The organism is Streptomyces sp. NPDC126499 (assembly GCF_040302485.1).
Classification (GTDB): domain Bacteria; phylum Actinomycetota; class Actinomycetes; order Streptomycetales; family Streptomycetaceae; genus Streptomyces.
This window is the reverse complement of record NZ_JBEOUO010000001.1, coordinates 510150-534426: the sequence shown is the minus strand read 5'-3', so window position 1 is coordinate 534426 and position 24277 is coordinate 510150. Positions and strand designations below refer to the sequence as shown.

Below are 24277 nucleotides of genomic sequence, written 5' to 3'. Positions count from 1 at the left end.
GTGCCCCTTCGGCCCTAGCGGCGGATGCCGGTCGCGAACGGCAAGGTGTTCACAAAGGCCCGGTGGTGCTCGCGGTCGCACCACTCCAGCTTGAGATACGACTTGCCGGCGGAGGCCCTGATCGTGCGCTTGTCCCGGGCGAGGGCCTCGGGCGAGCGCGCCGATACGGTGATGTACCCGACGAGGTTGACGCCCGCGGCGCCGCTGGCGAGATCTTCACCCCGCTGGTCGAGCCGGCCGTGGGCGGCGATGTCGCGCGGGTCGACGGTGCGGTTCATCTTGGCCTGCCGGGAGGCCTCGGCCTCGTCGTTGGTCTTCTCGGTGAGCATGCGCTCGATGGCGACCTCCGTGGGCTCCAGGTCCATGGTGACGGCGACGGTGCGGATGACGTCGGGGGTGTGGACGAGGAGCGGGGCGAGGAAGTTGACGCCGACGGGCGTCATCGGCCACTCCTTGATCCAGGCGGTGGCGTGGCACCAGGGCGCGCGGGTGGCGGACTCGCGGGTCTTGGCCTGGAGGTACGTCGGTTCCATCGCGTCCAGCTCGGCCGGCCAAGCGTTTCGTTTCGTCATGGCCTGGATGTGGTCGATGGGGTGGTCCGGGTCGTACATGGAGTGCACGAGGGAGGCGAGGCGGGACTGCCCGAGGGGCTGGCGGACCCGGATGTCGGCCTCGGCGAGGCGGGCGCAGATGTCGGTGAGCTCGCGGGCCATGACGACGGCGAGGCCGGCGTCGCGGTCGAGCTTGCGGGCGCCGGAGGCGTGGCGGGCGGCGCGGGCCATGGCGTTGGCCTCGGCGGCGAGCTCGCGGGTGTAGTGCATGCAGGCGACGAGGTAGGCGCGGTGCTGCTCGCTGGAGGTGGAGACCATGGACTGGAGCTGGTCGTAGGACTCCTGGAGCCAGGCCGGGGCCTGGTGGTCGCCGCGCTGGGCGACGTCCTTGGCGTGGGCGTCGGGGTCGGCGGGCAGCGTGCGGGCGAGCATCTGGAGGCGGGTGACGAAGCCGTCTCCGTTGGCGACGTGCTTGAGGAGGGTGCCGAAGCGGTCGACGAGGGCTTCCTGGTCCTCGGAGTCGCGCAGGCCGACGCCGGGGCCCTCGATCTCGATGGCGGCGGTGACGGTGCGGCGGTCGGCGTGCAGGAGGACGGCGATCTCGTCGGGGCCGAAGGGGGCGGAGAGCCAGTTGATGCGGCCGATGCCGGGCGGCGGGCCGACCTCGACCTCGCGGCCGTCGAGGCGGGTGCCGGCCTCGATGGCGCCGGAGCGGTAGGCGGTGCCCCGCTTGAGCATCCGCTTGTAACTGCGGTTGATCTCGAACCACTTGTAGAAGGTGCGGTGCTTGTACGGGACGTAGACCGCGGCCAGGGCGAGCATCGGGAAGCCCATGAGCAGCACGATGCGCAGGGACAGGACGGGGACGATCAGCCCGCTCATCATGCCGAGGAAGGCGCCGGCGATGATCAGCGCGATCTCGCCGGTCTCGCGGTTCTTGCCGACGATCGCGTTGGGCCGGGCGCGGCCGATGAGATACGTGCGGCGGGGCGAGACCGGCTGGGACTGGGTCGTCAACGCCCTCCACCTCCTGTGTTCTTGCTGCTGGTGCTGCTACGGCTGGTGTGCGGGGTCCCGGCGGTGGGGCTGCCGCTGCGGGGGGCGGGCGGGGGCGTGGGTCCGGTGCCGCCGCCGGTGCCGCGGCTGCTGTGGGCGGCGACGCCGCCGGAGAGCGGGTTGGCGGGGCGGGGGGCGCTGCTCTGGCCGCCACCGCCCTGGCCGCCGTCGCTGCGGGTGCTGTGGGTCTTGATGCCCTGGGAGACGAGGGAGGCGGGGGAGGAGATGACGGCGGCCGCGGCGTTCTCGCCGGCGCGGTGCAGGCGGTTGTTGCGGGAGGCGACGATCTCGTCGCCGAAGCCGGGGACGAAGCGGTAGATCATCGCGGAGGCGAAGATCGCGAGCAGGATGATGGCGAGCCCGGACACGACGGCGGAGAACGCGTCGGGGCCGGTGCCGGAGGAGAGCGCGCCGGCGAGGCCGAGGACGATGACGATGACCGGCTTGACCAGGATCACGGCGATCATGATTCCGGCCCAGCGGCGGACGTGGCCCCACATGTTCTTGTCGACGAGCCCGGAGTAGACGACGACGCCGAGCAGCGCGCCGACGTACAGCAGCACGGCCCGCAGGACGAGCTCCAGGTAGAGCACGCCGGCCGCGAGGATCGTCACCAGCGACACGATGATCAGCATGATGGGCCCGCCACCGATGCTGTCGCCCTTCTCCAGGGCCTGCTTGAAGCTGCCGAAGAAGACGTCGGTCTGCTGGCCGGTGCCGGAGGCGATGACCTCGGTGATGGCGTCGGTGGCGTTGACGACGGTGTAGAGGATCAGCGGCGTGAAGGCGGACGCGAGGACGGTCAGCCACAGGAACCCGATCGCCTCGGAGATCGCGGTCGTGAGCGGGACGCCGCGGATGGCGCGCTTGGCGACGGCGAGCAGCCAGAGGAGGAGGGTGAGGAAGGTGGCGGCGGCGAAGACGACGGCGTAGCGGCCGAGGAACTCCAGGTTGGTGAAGTCGACGTCGGCGGTCTCCTTCACGGCCCCGGAGAGGGTGTCGACGACCCAGGCGGCGGCCTTGGCGCAGCCGTTGGCGAGGGAGGAGAGGGGGTCGAGGGCGGTGGCGGGGTCGTCGAGACGGGTACGGGAGCCGCCGCCGTTGGGTTGGCCGTTTTCGCAGTATTCGCGGGCGGGGCCGACGATGAGGTCGCACTCGTCCTTCGCGGACTGCGACGGCGAGGGGGTCGGCGCGGCCGGAGGTGTCGGAGTGGGGGTCGGTTCCGCGTACGCACGGGAGGCCAGCAGGACGGCCGTGGTTTGGACGGCGAGCAGCGCCGTTGCCGTGCGCAGCGCGGTGCGGGGGTCAGCGCGCATAGGTGAAGCCTCCGAACTCCTGGACAGCCTGGGCGATGGCGTCGGCATCGGAAGCGGTGCGGTCGGTGTTCACCGGTGCAGGCCCCTCCTTCTGCGAGAAGGAGTCGACCTTCCAATCGTTGCCGGTCCAGCGCAGTGCGAGCGTCATCGTGAACCAGTCGTTCGTCACGGGGTTGGTCGAACTGACACCGGCCGTTCCGAACACACCCGTGCACCAGACCTCGACCGTCGCCGCGTCGTCGGTGTAGGCGGTCACCTTGGTCCCGACGGGCGCGGTGCGCGACACGTACGTCATGCCGGGCGCGGCGTTGCCGTGCTCGTCAAGGCCCAGTTTGTCGAGGAACTCCTTGCTGTAGGCCTGGTTCAGCCTGGCCTCCAGCTCGGCCACCCGGTCTTCGGCGAAGAGCCCGCGCACGATGTCACCGCGCCGGTCCGGCTTGAGGATGTCAGCCGACACCAGCGCCACCGCGTAATTCGCCGCCGCGCTCTGCGCCCCCTGCTCGTCCCGCGCGAACCCCGACGGAATCGTCCCGTTCTTGCCCGTGACCGGGCGGACCCCCGTCGCCGCCGTCGAGGTCGCCTTCGCGGGGGCGTCGGGGCCGGCGCCGGACGTGGCGGGGGTGGAGCCGTCGCCGCGGTTGGCGAGGGCGATGGCGGCGACCAGGAGGACCACCACGCCGACGACCGCGACGAGGGAGCGGGAGCCGCGGGCGGGGGGACGGGGGGTGCCGGGGTCGGGGAGGCGGGTGCGGGTCTGGCCGTCGTGCTCGTCGCCGAGGCTCATGCCGGGTACGCCCCCTCGACCGTTCGCGGGTACGACGAAAGCCGTGCTGGTTTCCGCGCGGGCGCGGCGTGGTGACTGGACATCAGGGAACGCGACCTCGGTGGTGAGAAACGGGTTAGACGGCCATCCCGTACACGATGGTGAAGAGCGTCCCCAGCGACCCGATGATGAAGACACCGGTCAGACCGGCCACGATCAGGCCCTTGCCCTGTTCGGCGCTGAAGGTGTCCCGGAGGGCGGTCGCGCCGATGCGCTGTTTGGCCGCTCCCCAGATGGCGATGCCGAGGCAGAGCAGGATGGCCACGGCCATCACGACCTCGATCATCACCTTGGCCTCGGCGCCCAGGCTGCCGAAAGGCCCCCAGTTCGGGGCGATTCCACCGATGATGGTGGTGATGTCGCCCTTCTCTGCCGCCAGGTACATGTAACTCACCGCCCCTGTTGGGTAGTTCGTCGCCCCTGCCGGATGGCATGGGCCGTCGACCCTATCTTCGCTGATGAAACCGCTCGCGTGTGACGGCTTGACGGCTCTCTTTACCCGATCCCCGCACACTTGACCGATCTGGCCGTCTTGACCTGCGACGGTGCGGCCGGTTCCTATGCGAAGAAGTGTGTGGTCACTCTGTGTATCACGCAGGGTGACTCCGGGCAATGATTGTCGTTGTGGCACCTTTGGGGCGGTGTCGGCGCCTTTCGGACAGGGTGTCAGAGCCGGCGGGGAGAGCGGAGCCCGTAGGTCCGCACGTCCTTGGCCGGTCCTCTTCCTGCCGCGACCGTACGAAGCGGGCGGCGCTGGACGCCTGAGTAGGCGTAGCCGAACCACTCGGGCACCTCCTCGCTTGTACTCACACCTTCGGGTGGAAGCGAGGTTGTTTGCGCTTGTGGAGGGGTGAGCGAAGCTGTTATGGCACGGACCAAGTGATTCGTTCCTCTTGTCATTTGCGCTTGCGTAGGTGGATGCCGCGGCTGTTAGCGTCCGAAACATCCGGGGGCAGACTCGGACCGCCGGGGCATCAGAGGACCAGGGGGACCGCATGGAGTCGGGAGCACGCTCGGAGGCGTGGCAGAGGCTGTGGGACCAGGCCGGGCAGAGCCGGGACGGTTCGCCCACTGCGCGGATGTCCTTGGCCTCGACGACTGGTGGTGGCGCGGGCGGAGCGGGGGACGGGGACCTTCGGCACAGCGGCGGGCCGTGGACGAAGGCCGCGGCGAGCGCGGAGGCCCTGACCACGAGCATGGGCATCGCGAGGAGCCGGCTGACCTCGGCACATGACGGCGTCGCCGCCGGAACCGCCGGACTGACGAGCGCCGCCACGCTGAGGACCGTGCTCACCTCCTGGGAGGAGCGGATCGGCACCGTCCGGGACGAGTGCGACTCGCTCGCGCCCGCTCTGCGCCGGGTCGCCAAGGAGCAGGGCGAGCAGGACACGGCGGTGAAGGCCGCCTTCGGCAGCGTCCACGCGGCGTCGGCCGCGAAGGGGCGGTGACGTCGTGCTGACGTGGCAGCGGTTACGGGACCTCAGGCTCGCCGAGCTCCAGGGCGCCGCCGACGGCTGGGCCGAGGCGAGCAACCGCGCGGACGCCGGCCGGGACCGGTTGAGCAACGAGATGGCGAACCGGTTGGCGTCGACCCAGAAGGGTGAGGCCGCGAAGGCGGCGCTCACGCGGCTGACCCGCCTCGACCGGAACTTCGAGTACCTCTACACCGAGTGCGGTCTCGTCCGGACGGCGCTGAACAGCCTCGCGTACGAGCTGAGCGGGCCGCAGCGGCAGGTACAGGATGCCCTGGAGGACGCGGCGAGCCTCCGTCTGACCGTGCACGGGGACGGGTCGGTGGGCTATCCGGCGGGCGGCGAGAACATCATCGACGGCAAGCCCCTGCCGGGCGGCCGGGCGCTCCCCACTTCACCGCTCACCCTGCCCACCACGCCATTGGGCGCCGGCGGGGGCCCGCCGGGCCTGGCCAGCCAGAACCCCCATCACGCCAAGGCCCAGGACGTCGCCGACCGCATCGCGAAGGCCGTCCGGGAGGCGACGGAGATCGACCTGCGCTTCAGCGAGACCTTGGCGAAGCTGAAGGCCGCGCCGGGGCTGACCGTGGACACCAGGACGTGGACGGACGCGGCGGCGGACGCGGCGGCCGTCCGGGGGATGGCCGACGACTATCTGCGGAACGACATCCCGCTGGACAAGTCGCCCGCGGAACGCAGGGCCTGGTGGTCGTACCTGACGCAGGAGCAGCGCGAGGCGTACCTGGCGGTCTACCCGGACGTCATCGGGAACCTGGACGGCATCCCGGCCGAGGTCCGCGACACGGCGAACCGGGACAACCTGCAGTTGCTGATCGGGAAGCTGGAGGGACAGGAGGGGGAGCGGGCGCGGACGCAGCTGGCGGGGCTCTACTCGATCGACCGGCAACTGCGCGCGGAACCGGAGCCCGGTGTGCCGCCGATGTATCTGCTCGGCATCGGTGACCAGGGGACGGGTCGGGCGATCGTGTCGTTCGGCAATCCGGACACGGCGAAGAACGTGTCGGCGTACGTGCCGGGTCTCGGTACCGCGCTCGATGAGCACTTCGCCGAGAACGACATCAAGCGCGCCCGCCAGACGGCAGCCGGCGCGACCTTCTACGACCAGTCCAGCGCCTCGATCGTGTGGCTGGGATACGACCCGCCCCAACTTCCCGCCGAGCAGTTCGCAGAGAACCTCGCGGTGACCAGAGACACGCATGCCCGTGTCGGCGCTGTGGCGTACAACGCGTTCATGGAGGGCCTCTCGGCGACGAACGAGCACCAGGACCCGCACCTGACCGCGATCGGCCACTCGTACGGCTCGCTCACCGTGGGGCTGGCCGCCCAGCGGGAGGGCGGCATCCCCGGTGCCGACGACATCATCCTGCTGGGCAGCCCTGGTACTGAAGCACGTACGGCCGATGACCTGGGTGTCGGGAGGGATCACGTTTTCGTGGGCGCAGCGGAGAACGATCCCGTGACCAAGTTGCCCGATCAGATGTCTGTCCACGGACTGAAGGAGGGGTTCGAACTCGGCTACCGGAATCAGACGAACCCCGTCGCAGGAGTCTTCGCCGGTGCTGTCACCGGGGCGGCGGGTTTCGCGGCGGGCAATGCGGTCGCTCCAGAGAGCAAGATCTATTACGGAACGGATCCGGCCCACGAGGAGTTCGGTGCGCGACGTTTCAAGGTCGATGACGGCCCGCCGGCCTTCCGCAGCGCTGACGACCCCACCCCCGCACATTCGAACTACTTCGACCCCACCACCGATGACGAGTCCGCCCGCAACATTGCGAAGATCGTCGCGGGCCGGAGCGACCAGATCACCACTCAGGAGTACCGATGAAGCCCCTGCTTCTGCGCCTGTTCACCGCGGTCGCGCTGGTCGCGCTGACCACCGGATGCGGGGGAGCGGGAGGATCGGCCGGTCACCAGGAGGAGAAGCGCAACGTGAGCAGGAAGAGCCTTCAGGAGGCCGCGGAGCACGCCGACGCGATCATCTTGGACTCCGTCTCGTCGGTGCGCCCGGCGCTGAACTGGGTGCATGGGGCGTCGACCGACATCGGCTGTGGTGACTACACCATCGACGGGAAGAAGACCGGTTCCGTGACCCGGCGGGCGGAGGTGATGACCATCGTCTCCGAGGCACGGCGTGGCAGTCTGCTCGGGCTCGTGGAGCGTCATTGGAAGGGGAGGGGCTACACCATCACCAGCGTGGATGCGAGCAGGGAGCTCCCGGCGATCTACGCCCGTACGCCCGACGACTTCAGGATGAGCGTCGCGGTCGGTGCGGGGGGCCGGTTCCAGTTCAGCGTCACGACTCCCTGCTTCCTCGCCTCGGACGTCCAGCGGCCCAAGACCCCCGCCCCCGGTACCCCCTTCGAAGGCCCCGTCGTCCCCGACCCCTCCGTCCGGTCTTCCTTCTGGTCCGTGGAGACTTCCGTTCCGTCCGGTTCGTCCACGCCCTGAGGCGGGGGGTCGCGCCTAGACTGGGGTGGGGCGTACTGCCAGGAGCCGAGGGGTGGTTGACGGTGCGTAAGGCGCGCAGGGCGTGGCTGGTGGCCGGTGGGGTGTTCGGGGTCTGCCTCAGCTTTGTCGCGCTGATCGTCGTCGGGACGTACTCCGCCGCCTCCGGGCTGCTCGGCGGGGCCGGGAACGGGAAGAACGGGACCGTGGCGCTGGCGAAGGGGGCGGTGCCGGCCGCGTATCAGGGACTGGTGCAGCAGTGGGGGAACCTCTGCCCGGCGATCAATCCGGCGCTGCTGGCCGCGCAGCTGTACCAGGAGAGCGGCTGGAACCCGACCGTCGTCTCGCCCGCCAACGCGCGCGGGATCGCCCAGTTCATCCCCGGGACCTGGGCCGGGCACGGCATCGACGGGGACGGGGACGGGGACCGGGACGTCTGGGACCCCAAGGACGCGATCCCGTCGGCCGCCTCCTACGACTGCGAGCTCGCCCGTTACGTGAAGGACGTGCCGGGCGACCCGACGAACAACATGCTGGCCGCCTACAACGCGGGGGCGTACCGGGTCATCAAGTCCGGCGGGGTGCCGCGGATCCGCGAGACGCAGAACTACGTGCGGATCATCCGGTCCCTGGAGAAGAGCTTCGCCCGGCCCGTCGGGCGGGTCGATCCCTCGCGGCAGGCCGCCGGGGCGATCTACTACGCGCAGCAGAAGCTCGGCACGCCGTATCTGTGGGGCGGTACGGGCACGGCGGCGCAGAACGGCCGGTTCGACTGCTCCGGGCTCACCCAGGCGGCGTACGAGTCGGTGGGCATCAAGCTCCCGCGCGTCGCCAACGACCAGTACAACGCCGGGCCGCATCCCAGCAGGGACGAACTGCTGCCGGGCGATCTCGTGTTCTTCTCCGACGACCTGACGAACTCCCGCGCCATCCGGCACGTGGGCATCTACGTCGGCGGCGGCTACATGATCGACGCGCCGCGCACCGGGGCCGTGATCCGGTTCGACCCGATCGACACGCCCGACTACTTCGGGGCCACCCGCGTCACCCAGGACGGCGCGGCGGCGCTGCCGACCCACCTGCCTCAGCCGTGACCCCCGCTCGGAACTCTCCGTGAGGCCCGGGCCCTGGGCTGCGATGACCCGTCACCTTTCGATAACGTCGTAGTGATCTTGGGCGAAGAGCGGAACGCTGCCCTCGGGCGGATCGTTTCCCGATCCGACCACTCTGACCACGGGGGTTGGACACCAACACACAGCAAGGGGCCGCAGCAGATGGCTGGACTCGCATCGGACGGTTCGAACCCCGATGTCAGCCTGCTCTACGACATCAACGGGCTGGCGAAGGCCGCCCCACCGTGGTTCGACCGCGCCATGGAGTTCGTCGGCGAGTACGGCATCATGCTCGGCCTCGTCCTCGTCGGACTCGGGTGCTGGTGGAGCATCCGCAGGAGAGGTTCGCTCGGCGACTCCGTGACCGGGCTCGTCGGGCTCGTCTGGGCCCCGCTCGCGGCCGGCATCGCCCTCCTCGTCAACATCCCGATCCGCGGCTTCGTCGAACGTCCCCGGCCCTTCAAGGACCACCAGGGGCTCGAGGTCCTCGTCGCCGGCAAGACCGACTACTCCTTCGTCAGCGACCACGCCACCATGGCGATGGCCGTCGCCGTCGGCGTCTTCGTCGCCAGCCGCCGCTTCGGACTCGCCGCCATCGGCCTCGCGCTCGCCGAGGCCTTCTGCCGGGTCTACATGGGCGTCCACTACCCGACCGACGTCGTCGGCGGACTCGCCCTCGGCACCGCCGTCGCGCTGCTGCTCGCCCCGCTCGCGCTGGCGCTGCTCACCCCGGTCGTCTCCGCCGTCGCCCGCTCCCCGCGCGGCGCCCGGCTCGTACGCTCCCGGCGCGCCGCCGACCGGGCCGCGATGGCCGGCGCCGGCACCGGCGCCGAGACGCTCGGCATCCCCGAACCCCGGCACGGCACCGGGCAGAACGACCTGGCGGCGTAGAGGGGCGATCCCGGCCCCGGGCCTCCTGGTCCGGGCCCGGCGTAAGGGCTGATCCCGGGCCCGGGCCTTCCGGTCGCGGACCGGTGTGAGGGAGGGGCGGACTCCTGGCCCGGGCCTTCCGGTCCGGGACCGGGGTAAGGGCGGGGGCCGGCGGTCTCGGTCTGGCGCAGGCCAGGCGGCGGGCCCTCGGCTCGCCCTCCGCTCGCTCCCGCCCCCGGCCCCGCCTCAGGACCCCGCGGGCCGCCCCGCCTCCACTCCCACCGACGCCTCGTGCTCCGCCGCGTCCGTACGGGCCCGTTCACGGGATCGGCGGGCCGGTCCCCGCCAGCCGCAGCTGCACCGGGCGATCGCGAACGAGCCGCGCTCCGTCGTCTCCGTGTGATGCACGCTCACCACCGTACTGCGCCACCACGCGCGCGTGACGGGGCGTCCGGACCGTCGTTATCCGGTCGGGCGGTTCCGGACGGACAGCGGCACGGCGTTGGGGGTTGGCAGGCGATGGTGGTGCGGAAGGGACGCTCGGGCGGGGCGTGGGCCGCCGCAGCAGCGCTGGTCGGGACCGTGGCGACCGGCGGCTGCGCGACCCCGGCGGAGGAGGCCGAGCCCGGCGGCGACCCCGTCGCGTCCGTGCGCGGCGCGGCCGAGGCGCTGGCCCGCGCCGGGTCGTCCAAGGCGAGCACCTCCATGGAGATGGCCTCCGGCGGCACCCGCGTCACCATCCGCGGCGAGGGCACCTACGACTTCCGCCGCCGCACCGGCAGCCTCCAGGTGGTGCTCCCCAAGGCCGCGTCGGGCGAGAGCGCGCACCGGCCGATCACCGAGCTGCTGGCCCCCGGCGCGCTCTACATGAAGAACCGGGGCGCCGGTGTCCCCGCCGACAAGTGGGTACGGGTCGACACCACCACCCTCGACGACGGCAACCTGGTCACCGGCGGCGCCACCGACCCGGCCGCCGCCGCCGAGCTGCTGCGCGGGGCGCACCGGGTGGACTACCTGGGCGAGGTCGACCTCGCGGGCGTGAAGGTCCGGCACTACCGGGGCGTCGCGGACCTCGCGGCGGCGGCCCGGCGGGCGTCCCCGCAGGTGCGCGGGGCGCTCGCCGCGGCGGCGAAAGGGTTCACCACGGACACGGTGCCCTTCGACGCGTATCTGGACCGGGAGGGGCGGCTGCGCAAGGTCCGCCACCAGTTCAGCTTCAGCAACCAGGGCCGTACGGTCGCGGTCGCCTCGACCACGCTGCTGTACGGGTTCGGGGCGCGGGTGGCCGTGGTGCTGCCCGACCGGAAGGACATCTACGCCGGGAAGATCAAGGCGTAGCCGCTCGACGCGTCCCGGCCGCCCGGGGGTCATCGCCAAATGGTCCGGACGTGTCATGTGCGGTCCGTAGGCCGCTCCCTACGCTGGGAGACCGACGCCGGCAGGAAGAGGTGAATGCGCATGGCCCCGCCGCTCGGTACCGCGACCGCGCTCAGCGACCCCGAGTGCGTCGCCCTGGCCGAAATCGAACTGTGCGGAGAGCTGATCATCGCGGCCTCCGCGATCGACGAGGAGAGGCTGAGCGCCGACCGCATCGACGAGGTGCTCCGGGTCGGCGCCGAAGGCCGCTAGCTCAGGCACGCGTCCGGGCTCAGGCACGCGTCCGGCCCAGGCACGCGTCCAGCTCAGGCACGCGTCCGGCCAAGGTCCGTGTCCGGCCCAGGTCCGTGTCCGGCCCAGGTCCGCGTCCGGCTCAGGTGCGCATCATGCGCGCGATGGCCTTCGTGGCCTCCTCGACCTTGGCGTCGATCCCGTCGCCGCCCTTGGTGGCCGCGTCCGCCACGCAGTGGCGCAGGTGCTCCTCCAGCAGCTGGAGGGCGAAGGACTGCAGCGCCTTGGTGGAGGCCGAGACCTGCGTGAGGATGTCGATGCAGTAGACGTCCTCGTCGACCATCCGCTGCAGGCCGCGGATCTGGCCCTCGATCCGGCGCAGCCGCTTGAGGTGCTCGTCCTTCTGTTTGTGGTAGCCGTGCACGCCGTGCTCGTGGCCGTGGTCCGGCGACGGCTCGGTGGTGTCGGGGGTGACCTCGGCCGCCGCCTCGGTGGTCGTCATCGCGTCCTCCCGCTGTCCAGAAAGGGTGTGTATACCCCTCGTGGGTATATGGTACCGATCCCCGCCGATCGGGGCGGGGTCCCGTGCAGATCACTGTGCCTGATGGGCGACACTGAAGGGACGCCGGTTAGCCGTGGCCGGATGATGCGCCTAGCATCAGCCTGACCGAAACCCAGCACCCCGAGGACCCCACGTGCGATTTCGTCTGACCCCCAGGGAGACGAGCTTCTACGACATGTTCGCCGCGTCCGCGGACAACATCGTCACGGGCTCCAAGCTCCTGATGGAACTGCTCGGAGCGGAACCCTCCGCCCGGGCCGAGATCGCCGAGCGGATGCGGGCAGCGGAGCACGCCGGCGACGACGCCACCCACGCGATCTTCCACCAGCTGAACTCCTCGTTCATCACGCCGTTCGACCGCGAGGACATCTACTCCCTCGCCTCCTCCCTCGACGACATCATGGACTTCATGGAGGAGGCCGTCGACCTGGTCGTCCTCTACAACGTCGAGGAACTGCCCAAGGGCGTCGAGCAGCAGATCGAGGTCCTGGCCCGGGCGGCCGAGCTGACCGCCGAGGCCATGCCGCACCTGCGGACGATGGACAACCTCACCGAGTACTGGATCGAGGTCAACCGCCTCGAGAACCAGGCCGACCAGATCCACCGCAAGCTGCTCGCCCACCTCTTCAACGGCAAGTACGACGCCATCGAGGTGCTCAAGCTCAAGCAGATCGTGGACGTGCTGGAGGAGGCCGCCGACGCCTTCGAGCACGTGGCGAACACCGTGGAGACCATCGCGGTCAAGGAGTCCTGAGCTTCGTGGACACCTTCGCTCTGATCGTCACCATCGGTGTCGCGCTCGGCTTCACGTATACGAACGGATTCCACGACTCCGCCAACGCGATCGCCACCTCGGTGTCGACCCGGGCGCTGACCCCCCGGGCGGCGCTCGCCATGGCGGCGGTCATGAACCTCGTCGGCGCCTTCCTCGGTCAGGGAGTCGCCAAGACCGTCAGCAAGGGGCTCATCGAGACCCCGACCGGCGACAAGGGGATGGGCATCCTCTTCGCCGCGCTCGTCGGCGCGATCATCTGGAACCTGGTCACCTGGTACTTCGGCCTGCCGTCCTCCTCCTCGCACGCCCTCTTCGGCGGCATGGTGGGCGCGGCGCTGGCCGGCGGGACCGAGGTCATCTGGTCCGGTGTGCTCGAGAAGATCGTCATCCCGATGTTCATCTCGCCGGTGGTCGGCCTGGTGGCCGGTTATCTGGTGATGTGCGGCATCATGTGGATCTTCCGCAGGACCAACCCGCACAAGGCCAAGCGCGGCTTCCGCATCGCGCAGACCGTCTCGGCGGCCGGCATGGCCCTCGGCCACGGTCTCCAGGACGCCCAGAAGACGATGGGCATCGTGGTGATGGCCCTGGTCATCGCCGATGTGCAGCAGGCCGGGGACGAGATCCCGGTGTGGGTGAAGGTCGCCTGTGCCGTGATGCTCTCGCTCGGTACGTACGCGGGCGGCTGGCGCATCATGCGGACCCTCGGCCGCAAGATCATCGAGCTGGACCCGCCGCAGGGCTTCGCCGCCGAGACCACCGGCGCGTCGATCATGTTCGGCTCGGCGTTCCTCTTCCACGCGCCGATCTCCACGACCCACGTCATCACCTCCGCGATCATGGGCGTGGGCGCCACCAAGCGCGTCAACGCGGTGCGGTGGGGCGTCGCCAAGAACATCATCCTCGGCTGGTTCATCACCATGCCGGCGGCGGCGCTCGTCGCGGCGGTCAGCTTCTACATCGTGCAGTTGTTCTTCGGCTGATGTTCTTCGGATAACGGATCCTGGAAAGGACCTGGATAACGGATTCTGGATATCGGATCCGATATCCAGAACGTGGTTGGGCCCGGCTCCCCCGTGGGGGAGCCGGGCCCTCTTCGTCGTACGGCGGCACCGCCATGCAGCGCCGTACAACGTGGTTATCCGAAGCGGCCGGAGATGTAGTCCTCGGTCGCCTGGACGCTCGGGTTGGAGAAGATCCGCTCGGTGTCGTCCAGCTCGATCAGCTTGCCGGGCTGGCCCACCGCGGCCAGGTTGAAGAAGGCCGTGCGGTCGGAGACGCGGGCGGCCTGCTGCATGTTGTGCGTCACGATGACGATCGTGAAGCGCTCCTTCAGCTCGCCGATGAGGTCCTCGATCGCGAGCGTCGAGATCGGGTCGAGCGCCGAGCAGGGCTCGTCCATCAGCAGGACGTCCGGCTCGACCGCGATGGCGCGGGCGATGCACAGGCGCTGCTGCTGGCCGCCGGAGAGGCCGGAGCCCGGCTTGTTCAGGCGGTCCTTGACCTCGTTCCAGAGGTTGGCGCCCTTGAGGGAGCGCTCGACGATCTCGGCGAGCTCCGCCTTCTTGTAGGAGCCGTTCAGGCGCAGGCCGGCCGCCACGTTGTCGAAGATCGACATGGTGGGGAAGGGGTTCGGCCGCTGGAAGACCATGCCGACCGTGCGGCGCACGGCGACCGGGTCGACCCCGGGGCCGTACAGGTTCTCGTCGTCCAGCATCACCTTGCCCTCGACGCGGCCGCCGGGGGTGACCTCGTGCATGCGGTTCAGGGTGCGCAGGAAGGTGGACTTGCCGCAGCCGGACGGGCCGATGAAGGCGGTCACGGAGCGGGGCTCGACGGTCATGGAGATGTCGTCGATCGCCTTGTGGTTGCCGTAGTAGGCGGAGAGGCCGCTGACGTCGATTCGCTTGGCCATCTGAATCACTTCCAATTGCCGCGGTCAGCGGCCGGTCTTCGGGGCCTTCCAGCGGGCGATGCCGCGGGCCACCAGGTTGAGGATCATGACGAAGGCGATCAGGACGAGCGCGGCGCCCCAGGCACGGGCGACGGCGGCGTCGGTGCCGACCGCGTACTGCTCGTACACGTAGAGCGGCAGGGAGGACTGGGCGCCTTCGAAGGGGTTCGGGTTGATGAGCTTCGTACCGAACACGAGGAGGAGTACGGGGGCCGTCTCACCGGTGATGCGGGCGACCGCGAGCATGACGCCCGTGGTGATGCCGCCGATCGCGGTGGGCAGGACCACCTTCAGGATCGTGCGCCACTTGGGGACGCCGAGGGCCAGGGAGGCCTCGCGCAGCTCGTTCGGGACGAGCTTCAGCATCTCCTCGGTGGAGCGGACCACGACCGGCATCATCAGGATCGCGAGGGCCATCGCGCCGGCGAAACCGGAGGGGCCGAAGCCCAGCATCAGGTTCCAGGTGGCGAGGATGAACAGGCCCGCGACGATCGACGGGATGCCCGTCATGACGTCGACGAAGAAGGTGACGGCCTGGGCGAGCTTTCCGCCGCCGTACTCGACGAGGTAGACCGCGGTCAGGAGGCCGATCGGCGCGGCGATCAGGGTCGCGATGCCGACCTGCTCGATCGTGCCGAGCAGCGCGTGGTAGACGCCGCCGCCGGCCTCGGCGTCGAGGACGCCGTTCATGGAGTGGGTGAGGAAGTAGCCGTCGAGGACTTCCATGCCCTTGCTGATGGTCACCCAGGCCAGCGAGAGCAGCGGGACGACGGCGAGGACGAAGCAGACCCAGACGAGGCTGGTGGCGACCCGGTCCTTGGCCTGGCGGGAGCCCTCGACCTTGGTGGTGAGGACGTACGTGGCGAGGACGAAGACCAGCGCGGCGATCAGGCCCCACTGGACCTTGCTGTGCCAGCCGGCGGCGAGGCCGATGCCGCAGCCGGCGGCGATCGAGAAGACGGCGACGGCGGCCGGGGTCCAGCGCGGCAGGCGCGCGTGGGAGAGCGAGCGGCGCGGGGTCACGGTGACGGGACGCTCCTGTATGGCGTTGCTCATGCGTTCGCCCCCGAGTACTCCTTGCGGCGCGCGATGATCCAGCGCGCGGCGCCGTTGACCAGCAGGGTGATGGCGAAGAGGACGAGACCGGAGGCGATCAGGGCGTCCCGGCCGAACTCGTTGGCCTCGTTGAACTTCGCGGCGATGTTCTGGGCGAAGGTGCCGCCGCCCGGGTCGAGCAGGTGGCCCGAGATGACGAAGCTGGGGGAGAGGACGACGGCTACTGCCATGGTCTCACCGAGGGCGCGGCCGAGGCCGAGCATGGAGGCGGAGATGATGCCGGAGCGGCCGAAGGGCAGCACCGACATGCGGATGACCTCCCAGCGCGTGGCGCCGAGGGCGAGGGCCGCCTCCTCGTGCATCTTCGGGACCTGGAGGAAGACCTCGCGGGTCACGTTGGTGATGATCGGGAGGATCATGATCGCCAGCAGGATGCCGACGGTGAAGAGGCTGCGGGCGAGGCCTTCGGCGGACTTGTCGAAGATGTACGTCCAGCCCAGGTACTGGTCGAGCCACTTGTTCAGGCCGGCCAGGTACGGGACCAGGAAGATCGCGCCCCACAGGCCGTAGATGATGCTGGGCACGGCGGCGAGCAGGTCGACCACGTACGCGAGCGGCTTGGCCAGCTTGCGCGGGGCGTAGTGCGAGATGAACAGGGCGATGCCGATCGCGACCGGCACGGCGATGACCATGGCGATGATCGACGAGACGACCGTGCCGAAGGCCAGGACGGCGATGCCGAAGACCGGCGGGTCGCCGGCCGGGTTCCACTCGAAGGTGGTGAAGAAGTTGGTGCTGTCCTTCGAGATGGCGAGGGCGGCGCGGTAGGTGAGGAAGACCGCGATGGCGGCCATGATCACGAGGAGGGTGATGCCGGAGCCGCGGGACAGACCGCTGAAGATGCGGTCCCCGGGCCGGGAGGCGCCCTTGGCGGGCCGGCTCCCTCGTATGTCGGGTGTGGTCGTAGACATCTGTTTCTTCTCCGGTCTGCGGAGCCGGTACGGGGTGCCTTGCGGCGTCGTACGGGCTCCTGGCGGCGGTGCACCGGATGCCGGGGGGCCGGCCCCTCCACGGGAGGTGAGGGGCCGGGCCCGGCCGGGGGTCAGGACAGGGTCGGGACGATCTCGCGCACCTTGGTGGCGATCTCGGCCGGGAGGGGGGCGTAGCCGGCGTCGGTGAGGACCTTCTGGCCCGCCTCGCTGACGGTGTAGTTCAGGAAGGCCTTCAGCGTCGGCAGCGTCTCCGCCTTGTTGCCCTTGTCGCAGGCGATCTCGTACGTGACGAGGATCAGCGGGTAGGCGCCCTCGGCCTTGGTGGCGTAGTCGAGGGACAGGGCCAGGTCGCTGCCGGTGCCCTTGATCTTGGCGGCGGCGATGGCCTTGGAGGCGTTCTCGGAGGTGGCGGCGACCGGGGCGGAGGCGCCGGTGTTGATGCTCACCGTGGAGATCTTGTTGGCGGTGGCGTAGGAGAGCTCGAAGTAGCCGATGGAGCCCTCGGCGTCCTTGACCGCGGTGGCGACGCCGGAGGAGCCGTTGGCGGCCTGGCCGCCCTGGGCGGGCCAGGACTTCGACTTCGGGTCGTGCTTCCAGTCGGCCGGGGCGGCGGTCGACAGGTACTTGCCCAGGTTCTGGGTGGTGCCCGACTCGTCCGAGCGGTGGAAGGCCTGGATGGCGGTGTCGGGGAGCTTGGCGCCCGGGTTCAGCTTGGCGATCGCCGGGTCGTTCCACTTGGTGATCTTGTTGTCGAAGATCTTGGCCAGGGTGGAGGCGTCCAGGACCAGGTTGTCCACGCCCTCCAGCTTGTAGCCGATGGCGATGGGGCCGCCCACCATGGGCAGGTTGATGCCCTTGCCGCCCTTGCAGATCTTCTGCGACTCGGCGACCTCGTCCTCCTTCAGGGCGGAGTCGGAGCCCGCGAAGGCGACCTGGCCCTGGTTGAACTTGGTGATGCCGCCGCCCGAACCGATGGCCTGGTAGTTGATCTCGACACCGGAGCACGCGGCCTGGAAGTTCTTGACCCACAGGTCCATCGCGTTCTTCTGCGCGCTGGAGCCGGCCGCGAGCAGCTGGCCCTTGGCGCCGTCGCACTTGATGTCGGACGCGGCGGCGGACGTGGTGCCGCCGTCCTTGGTGGGCCCGGTGTTGTCGTCCGAACCACACGCCGAGAGGACGAGCGCGCCGGAGACGACGAGGGCACCGATCGCGGAGGCGCGAAGCCCGTTCTTGCGCGAAAGCTTCACTTTCGGGTGTTCCTTCCAGAAGCCGCCTGTCGTGGACCTTGCTGTCCTGAACGTTCTACGGCGGCGCGTGTCGGAGTGGCCGGTGCGGCGCTGAGCTGTGCACCTTGTACGGCCGAAATTAGGCAGAACAGGTGAAGCCGCCGACGGGGGAGAGTGAACGGAAAGTGAACCGTGCCGGAATCGGTGGTGCGGGTCCCTCGGATGCCGCCCGCGGGCACCGGCCGGGGCGCGTTTTCGGACCCCTAGCGCGCCGTCGTCGCCAGCAGGACGTCCAGGAGTTCGCGGTCGTGGGCCTGGGTGAGGCGGCGGCGGGCGGGGGCCGGGGGGAGCCAGGCGAGGGCGTCGATCTCGCGGGTCGGGGTGAAGGTGCCGCCGAGGGCCCGCGCGGCCCAGTACGTGACCTCCTTGGGGCGGCCGTTCGCCATGTAGCGGACGGTGGGGAGGCGGGCGCCGAGCGCGCAGGACTGGCCGGTCTCCTCCCGGATCTCCCGCAGGGCGCACTCCTCGGCGGTCTCCCCGCGCTTCAGCTTGCCCTTCGGGTGCGACCAGTCGTCGTATTTCGGCCTGTGGACGAGCGCGATCTCGATGCCCTCGCCCGACGCGGCCGGGCGCCACAGGACGGCGCCCGCCGCGAGGACGAGGTCCGGGGAGGTCATGGCACCGTCGCCGTCGCCGTCGCGCGGGACCAGGCGCGCTGGAAGGCGAAGCGGGCGGCCTCGACCTCGTGGCGCTGGTCGGCGTGCAGGACGCCGAGGGCGTAGGCGGTGGCCGGGGCGATCCGCGGGGTGCGGGCGGCGGCAGCGGCGGCGGCGGCCGCCTCGGCGGCGTCCCGGTGCCGGTCGAGCGCCCGCCCCGCCTCGTACAGGGCCGGGTCGGCCTCCGTGCCGCCGTGCAGCACCTCGCCGGCGTAGCGGTGGAGCCGCAGCAGGCTGCGGGTCTGGTGCCAGGGGGCGTCCTGGGCCTCGGCGGCGGCCAGGGCGAGGGCGTCCGCGTTGTACGGGTGGGCCGCCCGGGTCAGCGGGAGCGCGGCCACCGCGTCGAGGAGCCGGCGTTCGACGGCCGACGCGGAGGCGTCCAGGACGTCGACGGCCCGCGCGGAGCCGGCCGGGCCGAGCGGCACCTCGGAGGCGAGCAGGGCGACGGCGTCGGCGACGGCGTGGAAGCGGGAGGAGCCGAGGGCCTGGAGCGCGGCCGAGTGGGCGCGGGTGCGGGCCAGGGTGAGCTGGCGTTCGAGGAGGGCGCCGGCGCGGGCGGTGCCGACGGCCATGCCCCGCCCGCCGTCCGGGCCGCGCTGGGCCGGCACGGCCTCCCCGTTCGACAGCCGGGACAGCGCGTCCACCAGGCGGACGAGCCGGGAGGTGCAGGCGTGCTCCAGGGCGAGGGTGCCGGAGAGCCAGGCCAGCTCGGTGCGGAGCTGGTCGGCCCAGGCGGCGTCCAGGAGCGGCCGGAAGGTGTGGAGGGTGCCGCTGATCCGGCGGGCGGCGGCCCGCAGGGTGCGGGCCGCCGCTTCCGCGCCGGCCGTGTCGGCACCGCTCTCGGTGTGCAGCCGCAGGCCGCGGAGGAAGTCCGCGGCCCGGGCGTGGAGGTAGGGGGCGAGCACCTCGCCGGCCGAGACCTCGGAGGTGATGTCAGGGTTGTGCACGCCGGCGCCTCCGCGCGTCGATGAGCATCTCCTGGACGTGCCGGAGCGGCTGGCCCTCGGGGTCGGTCGCGTGCCGCGTCCAGTTCCCGTCCGGGCCGAGGTGCCAGGAGGAGGTGGTGTCGGACATCCCGGTCTCCAGGAGCCGGGTGAGGGCGGCCCGGTGGGCGGGGTCGGCGACCCGGACCAGGGCCTCTATGCGGCGGTCCAGGTTGCGGTGCATCATGTCGGCGCTGCCGAGCCAGACCTCGGGTTCGCCGCCGTTGCCGAAGGCGAAGATCCGGGAGTGCTCCAGGAAGCGGCCGAGGATCGAGCGGACCCGGATGTTCTCGGACAGGCCCTCGACGCCGGGGCGTACGGCGCAGATGCCGCGGACCCAGATGTCGACGGGGACGCCGGCCTGGGAGGCGCGGTAGCAGGCGTCGATGACGGCCTCGTCGACCATCGAGTTGACCTTGATCTTCACGTACGCGGGCCGGCCGGCGCGGTGGTGGGCGATCTCCTTGTCGATGCGGGAGACCAGGCCGTCGCGCAGTGACTTGGGCGCGGTGAGCAGGCGCCGGTAGGTCTCGCGGCGGGAGTAGCCGGAGAGCCGGTTGAACAGGTCGGAGAGGTCGGCGCCGACCTGCGGGTCGGCGGTGAGCAGGCCGAGGTCCTCGTAGAGCCGGGCGGTCTTGGGGTGGTAGTTGCCGGTGCCGACGTGGCTGTAGCGGCGCAGCACCTCGCCCTCCTGGCGCACCACCAGGGAGAGCTTGCAGTGGGTCTTCAGGCCGACCAGGCCGTAGACGACGTGGCAGCCGGCCTCCTCCAGCTTGCGGGCCCACTTGATGTTGGCCTGCTCGTCGAAGCGGGCCTTGATCTCGACGAGGACGAGGACCTGCTTGCCGGACTCGGCGGCGTCGATGAGGGCGTCCACGATCGGGGAGTCGCCGGAGGTGCGGTAGAGCGTCTGCTTGATGGCGAGGACGTCGGGGTCGGCGGCGGCCTGCTCCAGGAAGAGCTGGACGGAGGTGGAGAAGGAGTCGTACGGGTGGTGCAGCAGCACGTCCCGTTCCCGTACGGCCGCGAAGATGTCGGGTGCGGAGGCGGATTCCACCTCGGCGAGGTCGCGGTGGGTGCCGGCGATGAACTTGGGGAACTTGAGCTCGGGCCGGTCCAGGGAGGCGATGCCGAAGAGGCCGGTGAGGTCGAGCGGGCCGGGCAGCGGGTAGACCTCGGAGTCGGAGACCTTGAGCTCGCGGACCAGCAGGTCGAGCACGTACGGGTCGATGGACTCCTCGACCTCCAGGCGCACCGGCGGGCCGAAGCGGCGCCGCATGAGCTCCTTCTCCAGGGCCTGGAGCAGGTTCTCGGCGTCGTCCTCCTCGACCTCCAGGTCCTCGTTGCGGGTCACCCGGAACATGTGGTGGGCGAGCACCTCCATGCCGGGGAACAGCTCCTCCAGGTGCGCGGCGATGACGTCCTCCAGCGGGACGTAGCGCTCGGGGGAGGCCTCCAGGAAGCGGGAGAGCAGCGGCGGGACCTTGACGCGGGCGAAGTGGCGGTGGCCGCTGACGGGGTTGCGGACGACGACGGCGAGGTTGAGGGAGAGCCCGGAGATGTACGGGAAGGGGTGGGCCGGGTCGACGGCCAGCGGGGTGAGGACGGGGAAGATCTGCTGGCGGAACAGGGTGAAGAGGCGGGCCTGCTCCTTCTCGGTCAGTTCGGGCCAGCGGATGAGGTGGATGCCCTCGTCGGCGAGGGCCGGGGCGACGTCCTGCTGGAAGCAGGCGGCGTGCCGGGCCATGAGCTCGCGCGAGCGGGTCCAGATGAGGTCGAGCACCTCGCGGGGCTGCAGTCCGGAGGCGGAGCGGGTGGCGACGCCGGTGGCGATGCGGCGCTTGAGGCCGGCGACGCGGACCATGAAGAACTCGTCCAGGTTCGACGCGAAGATCGCGAGGAAATTCGCTCGTTCGAGGAGGGGCGTCGAGGGGTCTTCGGCGAGTTCCAGCACCCGCTCGTTGAAGGCGAGCCAGCTGCGTTCCCGGTCGAGGAAGCGTCCCTGGGGCAGCTCGCTCGCGGCGGCGTCGCCCTCGTAGACGTCCAGGTCCGAGTCCAGATCGGGTTCGAGGTCGCTCACGGCCGCGCCGTTGACCACGTGCGGGCGGTGGGCGGCTATGGAACCGAGGGACGGCTGGGGCGAGGTCTGCGCGGACGGCTGCGTGGGCTGCGTGGACGACTGGACCGGGACCTCGGCGGGCTGCTGGCTCATGGACCCATTCTTCCGCGCGAAGGGGGCGGCGGGCGCGTCGGAGCGGGCCGTGGGGGAGGGGAGTCTCCCCTTGGGAAGTCTCCCCTGGGTGAGGGCCCTGGCGGGCGCGGGCACGGAGCGCGTCATTGCGTGAGCGTCGCAAGCGCGTCTGAATGGTCGGTAACGGGGACGTGTCCTCGGGGAATCGGGGGCGGGGCCTGTGGCGGGCCCGGCCCCCGTTCGTCCGTCGGTTTCGCGCCGGTCCGCGGGGGCGTTTTCGCGCCGGGCCTCGGGGCGTTCTCGCGCCGGTCCTACGGGTGCCGGGCGCGCAGGACGCGGAAGGCGGCGACGAGGGCGAGGGCGGCGAGGGCGAGGACGATGCCGCTCTCGAGGAGCTGGGTGGGCCAGAAGTGGGCCGGCGGGTGGTAGTCCACGAAGCGGGTGGTGATGCCGTTCCGGTCGAGGCACTGGTCGAACACCTTTTCCCACAGGGTGGGATCGGCGTCCAGTCCGGGCGTCCGGTCGACCTCCCGCCAGCAGATGCCCTGGTCGAAGCGCTCGCCGGCGGCGGTGAGCAGGCCCTCCTCCATGACGAGACCGTTCTCGGAGGGCCAGAGCGGGGTGCCGGCCGAGGCGGGGCCGATGATCCGCTCGGCCGTGAGGAAGGACCAGCGCAGGGTGCCGAGGACCAGCAGGACCACGCCGAGGACGAGGCCGGTGGCCGCCATGGCGAGGAGGGTGCGGCGGATCAGCTGGCCGACGAGGGCGCCCACGGCGACGGCGGCGAGCAGGTACGCGAAGAGGACGATGCCGGTGGCGGCGTACGGGCCGGGATCCCAGGCGGTGGCCCCGGGAGCCGAGATCCGGACCCAGCCGATCCGGAAGACGCCCATCAGGGCGAGGGCGGTGAGGAAGGCGGCGGCGGTCGCCGCCAGGAGCTTGGTGCGCAGCCACACCACGGGGCTCACGGACTGGGTGAGGGAGAGGCGGTAGGTCCCCGACTCGTACTCGCGGGCGACGAGCGGGCCGGCGACGAAGGCGGCGACGAGCAGCGGCAGCAGGATCAGCACGCCGCCGCCGTACTCCATGGCGATGCGGAGCAGCGCGTATCCGGTGTCGTTCGCGGGGACCTGCTCGCCCTGGTGCACGTACGAGTCGGGGGTCCCCGCGTCCCAGATCCGCAAGGAGCCGATCACGGCCAGGGCCAGGACGACGGCGGCGGCCGTCAGCCACAGGGTGCGGCGGTACTGGCGGACCGTCACCCAGTACGAGCCCTTCGGGGTCAGGCTGCTCAGGGCGCTCACGCGGCGGCTCCTTCGGGGTGGCGGAGGTGGGCGAGGAGGAGGTCCTCCAGGGAGGGTTCGCTGACGTCCCAGGGGCCTTCGACGGCGCCCTCTCGGCGGACGAGGGCGGTGAGCTGACGGCCTGTCGTGCGCGCGTCGATCACGGTGTGCGGGGCGAGGTCGGCGACGGGGCCGGTGAGCAGGGCGTGGGCCGCGAGGAGGTCGTCCACGGCGCCGTCGAGGCGGATCCGGCCGCCGGCGAGCAGCAGCAGGTGGTCGCAGGCGCCCTCCAGCTCGGTGAGGATGTGCGAGGACATCACGACGGTGGTGCCGTGCTCGGCGGCGTCGGCCATGAGCAGGCCCATCAGGCGGTGCCGGGCGAGCGGGTCGAGGTCGGCCATCGGCTCGTCGAGCAGGAGCAGCTCGGGCCGCTTGCCCAGGGCGAGCGCGAGGGCGACCCGGGTGCGCTGGCCGCCGGAGAGGGTGTGGATGACCGCCCTCGGGTCGAGCTCGTCGGCGATGACCCGCCGGGCGGTGGCGTCGTCCCAGCGGCCGGGGTTGAGCTCGCGGCCCATCCGCAGGGTGTCGGCGACGGTGAGGCGGGGGTGGAGCGGCTTGTCCTGCGCCACGTACGCGATCCGTTCGCGCCCCGGCGTCAGGATGCGGCCCTCGGTGGGGCGGAGCAGGCCCGCGGCGAGGGTCATGAGGGTGGACTTTCCGGCGCCGTTGGGGCCGACCAGGGCGCAGATCCGGCCGGTGGGAAGGGCGAAGGCGCAGTCCCGCAGGGCCCAGGTCCGGGCCCGCCGTCCGTACCGTACGCCGAGGCCCTCGGCCTCCAGCGCAGTGTCCCCTGTCATGCGTCCCCCTCGAAGAATTCGTTCAGTACGGATGTGAAGAGCGCGGCCACGTCGTCCCGTTCGAGCCCTTCGGCGCGGGCCCGGCGTGTCCAGTCGGCGAGCTCGCCGCGCAGGGGCGAGTCGGCCGGGGCGGTGCCGAGGGTGGCGCGGACGAAGGTGCCGAGTCCGCGGCGGGCCTCGACCAGGCCCTCGCGTTCGAGCTCGCGGTAGGCCTTGAGGACCGTGTTCGGGTTGATGGCCGTGGCCTCGACGACCTCGCGGGCCGTGGGCAGCCGGTCGCCGGGTTTCAGCAGGCCCATGCGGAGCGCCTGGTGGGTCTGCTGGACGATCTGGAGGTAGGTGGCGATTCCGCTGCGCCGGTCGATGCGGTAGGCGAGCACGTGCTTGCACCACCCTTTCACTAATCAA

General features: G+C 71.0%; 25 protein-coding genes. 9 read left to right on the top strand and 16 right to left on the bottom strand.

Annotated elements, in window-relative coordinates; all coding sequences use genetic code 11:
* Positions 1 to 14: 14 nt before the first annotated feature.
* The 4 genes from ABTZ91_RS02670 to ABTZ91_RS02655 all read right to left on the bottom strand — a co-directional run bounded on the left by ABTZ91_RS02670 (position 15) and on the right by ABTZ91_RS02655 (position 4131).
* Complete coding sequence (locus tag ABTZ91_RS02670) at positions 15 to 1568, bottom strand: SCO6880 family protein (RefSeq protein WP_352075251.1); 1554 nt, start codon at positions 1566 to 1568, stop codon at positions 15 to 17.
* Positions 1565 to 2923: a hypothetical protein gene (locus tag ABTZ91_RS02665; RefSeq protein ID WP_352075250.1), complete on the bottom strand. Its 1359-nt coding sequence runs from the start codon at positions 2921 to 2923 to the stop codon at positions 1565 to 1567. Before ABTZ91_RS02665 ends, ABTZ91_RS02670 begins: the two co-directional genes overlap by 4 nt.
* A complete protein-coding gene (locus ABTZ91_RS02660; RefSeq protein WP_352075249.1) occupies positions 2913 to 3707 on the bottom strand; it encodes a hypothetical protein in 795 nt (264 codons plus the stop codon). Before ABTZ91_RS02660 ends, ABTZ91_RS02665 begins: the two co-directional genes overlap by 11 nt.
* 115 nt (positions 3708 to 3822) lie before the next feature.
* Positions 3823 to 4131 carry a hypothetical protein gene (locus ABTZ91_RS02655; protein ID WP_046908545.1) on the bottom strand — a complete coding sequence of 103 codons (309 nt, stop codon included), beginning with the start codon at positions 4129 to 4131 and terminating at the stop codon, positions 3823 to 3825.
* A 610-nt stretch (positions 4132 to 4741) separates the two neighbouring features.
* Between ABTZ91_RS02655 and ABTZ91_RS02650 the strand changes: the two genes are divergently transcribed.
* From ABTZ91_RS02650 to ABTZ91_RS02630, 5 genes are all read left to right on the top strand, one after another.
* Positions 4742 to 5194, top strand: a complete 453-nt coding sequence (locus tag ABTZ91_RS02650; protein WP_352075248.1) for a hypothetical protein — start codon at positions 4742 to 4744, stop codon at positions 5192 to 5194.
* Positions 5195 to 5198: 4 nt separating this feature from the next.
* Positions 5199 to 7064 carry an alpha/beta hydrolase gene (locus ABTZ91_RS02645; RefSeq protein WP_352075247.1) on the top strand — a complete coding sequence of 622 codons (1866 nt, stop codon included), beginning with the start codon at positions 5199 to 5201 and terminating at the stop codon, positions 7062 to 7064.
* Positions 7061 to 7687 carry a hypothetical protein gene (locus ABTZ91_RS02640; RefSeq protein ID WP_352075246.1) on the top strand — a complete coding sequence of 209 codons (627 nt, stop codon included), beginning with the start codon at positions 7061 to 7063 and terminating at the stop codon, positions 7685 to 7687. Before ABTZ91_RS02645 ends, ABTZ91_RS02640 begins: the two co-directional genes overlap by 4 nt.
* 62 nt (positions 7688 to 7749) lie before the next feature.
* Complete coding sequence (locus tag ABTZ91_RS02635; protein WP_407077882.1) at positions 7750 to 8778, top strand: NlpC/P60 family protein; 1029 nt, start codon at positions 7750 to 7752, stop codon at positions 8776 to 8778.
* A gap of 180 nt (positions 8779 to 8958) precedes the next feature.
* Complete coding sequence (locus tag ABTZ91_RS02630; RefSeq protein WP_352075244.1) at positions 8959 to 9687, top strand: phosphatase PAP2 family protein; 729 nt, start codon at positions 8959 to 8961, stop codon at positions 9685 to 9687.
* 225 nt (positions 9688 to 9912) lie between these two features.
* Here ABTZ91_RS02630 and ABTZ91_RS02625 read toward each other — a convergent pair whose 3' ends face one another.
* Positions 9913 to 10074, bottom strand: coding sequence for a hypothetical protein (locus ABTZ91_RS02625; protein ID WP_352075295.1), 162 nt, complete (start codon positions 10072 to 10074; stop codon positions 9913 to 9915).
* Positions 10075 to 10185: 111 nt separating this feature from the next.
* On the opposite strand from ABTZ91_RS02625, the gene ABTZ91_RS02620 reads away from it, so the two are divergent.
* Positions 10186 to 11004, top strand: a complete 819-nt coding sequence (locus tag ABTZ91_RS02620) for a hypothetical protein (protein ID WP_352075243.1) — start codon at positions 10186 to 10188, stop codon at positions 11002 to 11004.
* Between the two features lie 120 nt (positions 11005 to 11124).
* Positions 11125 to 11295: a hypothetical protein gene (locus tag ABTZ91_RS02615; RefSeq protein WP_352075242.1), complete on the top strand. Its 171-nt coding sequence runs from the start codon at positions 11125 to 11127 to the stop codon at positions 11293 to 11295.
* A gap of 121 nt (positions 11296 to 11416) precedes the next feature.
* On the opposite strand, the gene ABTZ91_RS02610 is transcribed toward ABTZ91_RS02615, so the two are convergent.
* Positions 11417 to 11776: a metal-sensitive transcriptional regulator gene (locus tag ABTZ91_RS02610; RefSeq protein ID WP_352075241.1), complete on the bottom strand. Its 360-nt coding sequence runs from the start codon at positions 11774 to 11776 to the stop codon at positions 11417 to 11419.
* A 193-nt stretch (positions 11777 to 11969) separates the two neighbouring features.
* On the opposite strand from ABTZ91_RS02610, the gene ABTZ91_RS02605 reads away from it, so the two are divergent.
* Together ABTZ91_RS02605 and ABTZ91_RS02600 are read left to right on the top strand one after the other, a co-directional pair.
* Positions 11970 to 12590 (top strand): DUF47 family protein, encoded by a 621-nt coding sequence (locus ABTZ91_RS02605; RefSeq protein WP_352075240.1) that lies wholly within the window; start codon positions 11970 to 11972, stop codon positions 12588 to 12590.
* 5 nt (positions 12591 to 12595) lie between these two features.
* Positions 12596 to 13594, top strand: a complete 999-nt coding sequence (locus ABTZ91_RS02600; RefSeq protein WP_352075239.1) for an inorganic phosphate transporter — start codon at positions 12596 to 12598, stop codon at positions 13592 to 13594.
* A gap of 155 nt (positions 13595 to 13749) precedes the next feature.
* On the opposite strand, the gene pstB is transcribed toward ABTZ91_RS02600, so the two are convergent.
* The 10 genes from pstB to ABTZ91_RS02550 form a co-directional block, all read right to left on the bottom strand.
* Positions 13750 to 14526, bottom strand: coding sequence for a phosphate ABC transporter ATP-binding protein PstB (pstB, locus tag ABTZ91_RS02595; RefSeq protein ID WP_352075238.1), 777 nt, complete (start codon positions 14524 to 14526; stop codon positions 13750 to 13752).
* 24 nt (positions 14527 to 14550) lie between these two features.
* A complete protein-coding gene (pstA, locus tag ABTZ91_RS02590; RefSeq protein ID WP_352075237.1) occupies positions 14551 to 15621 on the bottom strand; it encodes a phosphate ABC transporter permease PstA in 1071 nt (356 codons plus the stop codon).
* Positions 15618 to 16592 (bottom strand): phosphate ABC transporter permease subunit PstC, encoded by a 975-nt coding sequence (gene pstC, locus ABTZ91_RS02585; RefSeq protein WP_352075236.1) that lies wholly within the window; start codon positions 16590 to 16592, stop codon positions 15618 to 15620. Before pstC ends, pstA begins: the two co-directional genes overlap by 4 nt.
* 131 nt (positions 16593 to 16723) lie before the next feature.
* The gene (gene pstS, locus ABTZ91_RS02580) at positions 16724 to 17860 is read right to left on the bottom strand and encodes a phosphate ABC transporter substrate-binding protein PstS (RefSeq protein WP_352075235.1); all 1137 of its coding nucleotides are present in this window, start codon (positions 17858 to 17860) and stop codon (positions 16724 to 16726) included.
* 242 nt (positions 17861 to 18102) lie between these two features.
* Complete coding sequence (locus ABTZ91_RS02575; protein WP_352075234.1) at positions 18103 to 18516, bottom strand: NUDIX hydrolase; 414 nt, start codon at positions 18514 to 18516, stop codon at positions 18103 to 18105.
* On the bottom strand, positions 18513 to 19502 hold the full coding sequence (locus ABTZ91_RS02570; RefSeq protein ID WP_352075233.1) for a CHAD domain-containing protein: 990 nt from the start codon (positions 19500 to 19502) through the stop codon (positions 18513 to 18515). The genes ABTZ91_RS02575 and ABTZ91_RS02570 overlap by 4 nt, the downstream gene beginning before the upstream one ends.
* Positions 19489 to 21750: an RNA degradosome polyphosphate kinase gene (locus ABTZ91_RS02565; RefSeq protein ID WP_352075232.1), complete on the bottom strand. Its 2262-nt coding sequence runs from the start codon at positions 21748 to 21750 to the stop codon at positions 19489 to 19491. The genes ABTZ91_RS02570 and ABTZ91_RS02565 overlap by 14 nt, the downstream gene beginning before the upstream one ends.
* A gap of 290 nt (positions 21751 to 22040) precedes the next feature.
* The gene (locus ABTZ91_RS02560; RefSeq protein ID WP_352075231.1) at positions 22041 to 23033 is read right to left on the bottom strand and encodes an ABC transporter permease; all 993 of its coding nucleotides are present in this window, start codon (positions 23031 to 23033) and stop codon (positions 22041 to 22043) included.
* Positions 23030 to 23869 carry an ABC transporter ATP-binding protein gene (locus tag ABTZ91_RS02555; RefSeq protein WP_352075230.1) on the bottom strand — a complete coding sequence of 280 codons (840 nt, stop codon included), beginning with the start codon at positions 23867 to 23869 and terminating at the stop codon, positions 23030 to 23032. The genes ABTZ91_RS02560 and ABTZ91_RS02555 overlap by 4 nt, the downstream gene beginning before the upstream one ends.
* Positions 23866 to 24249, bottom strand: coding sequence for a GntR family transcriptional regulator (locus tag ABTZ91_RS02550; RefSeq protein WP_352075229.1), 384 nt, complete (start codon positions 24247 to 24249; stop codon positions 23866 to 23868). The genes ABTZ91_RS02555 and ABTZ91_RS02550 overlap by 4 nt, the downstream gene beginning before the upstream one ends.
* Positions 24250 to 24277: the final 28 nt, after the last annotated feature.

Excerpts from the sequence above, each read along its gene's own strand:
- ABTZ91_RS02630 (WP_352075244.1), top strand. The coding sequence starts at position 8,959 with ATGGCTGGACTCGCATCGGACGGTTCGAACCCCGATGTCAGCCTGCTC.
- ABTZ91_RS02575 (WP_352075234.1), bottom strand. The coding sequence starts at position 18,516 with ATGACCTCCCCGGACCTCGTCCTCGCGGCGGGCGCCGTCCTGTGGCGC.
- pstC (WP_352075236.1), bottom strand. The coding sequence starts at position 16,592 with ATGTCTACGACCACACCCGACATACGAGGGAGCCGGCCCGCCAAGGGC.
- ABTZ91_RS02555 (WP_352075230.1), bottom strand. The coding sequence starts at position 23,869 with ATGACAGGGGACACTGCGCTGGAGGCCGAGGGCCTCGGCGTACGGTAC.
- ABTZ91_RS02660 (WP_352075249.1), bottom strand. The coding sequence starts at position 3,707 with ATGAGCCTCGGCGACGAGCACGACGGCCAGACCCGCACCCGCCTCCCC.
- pstB (WP_352075238.1), bottom strand. The coding sequence starts at position 14,526 with ATGGCCAAGCGAATCGACGTCAGCGGCCTCTCCGCCTACTACGGCAAC.
- pstA (WP_352075237.1), bottom strand. The coding sequence starts at position 15,621 with ATGAGCAACGCCATACAGGAGCGTCCCGTCACCGTGACCCCGCGCCGC.
- ABTZ91_RS02640 (WP_352075246.1), top strand. The coding sequence starts at position 7,061 with ATGAAGCCCCTGCTTCTGCGCCTGTTCACCGCGGTCGCGCTGGTCGCG.
- ABTZ91_RS02665 (WP_352075250.1), bottom strand. The coding sequence starts at position 2,923 with ATGCGCGCTGACCCCCGCACCGCGCTGCGCACGGCAACGGCGCTGCTC.
- ABTZ91_RS02565 (WP_352075232.1), bottom strand. The coding sequence starts at position 21,750 with ATGAGCCAGCAGCCCGCCGAGGTCCCGGTCCAGTCGTCCACGCAGCCC.
- ABTZ91_RS02610 (WP_352075241.1), bottom strand. The coding sequence starts at position 11,776 with ATGACGACCACCGAGGCGGCGGCCGAGGTCACCCCCGACACCACCGAG.
- ABTZ91_RS02650 (WP_352075248.1), top strand. The coding sequence starts at position 4,742 with ATGGAGTCGGGAGCACGCTCGGAGGCGTGGCAGAGGCTGTGGGACCAG.
- ABTZ91_RS02615 (WP_352075242.1), top strand. The coding sequence starts at position 11,125 with ATGGCCCCGCCGCTCGGTACCGCGACCGCGCTCAGCGACCCCGAGTGC.
- ABTZ91_RS02655 (WP_046908545.1), bottom strand. The coding sequence starts at position 4,131 with ATGTACCTGGCGGCAGAGAAGGGCGACATCACCACCATCATCGGTGGA.
- ABTZ91_RS02620 (WP_352075243.1), top strand. The coding sequence starts at position 10,186 with ATGGTGGTGCGGAAGGGACGCTCGGGCGGGGCGTGGGCCGCCGCAGCA.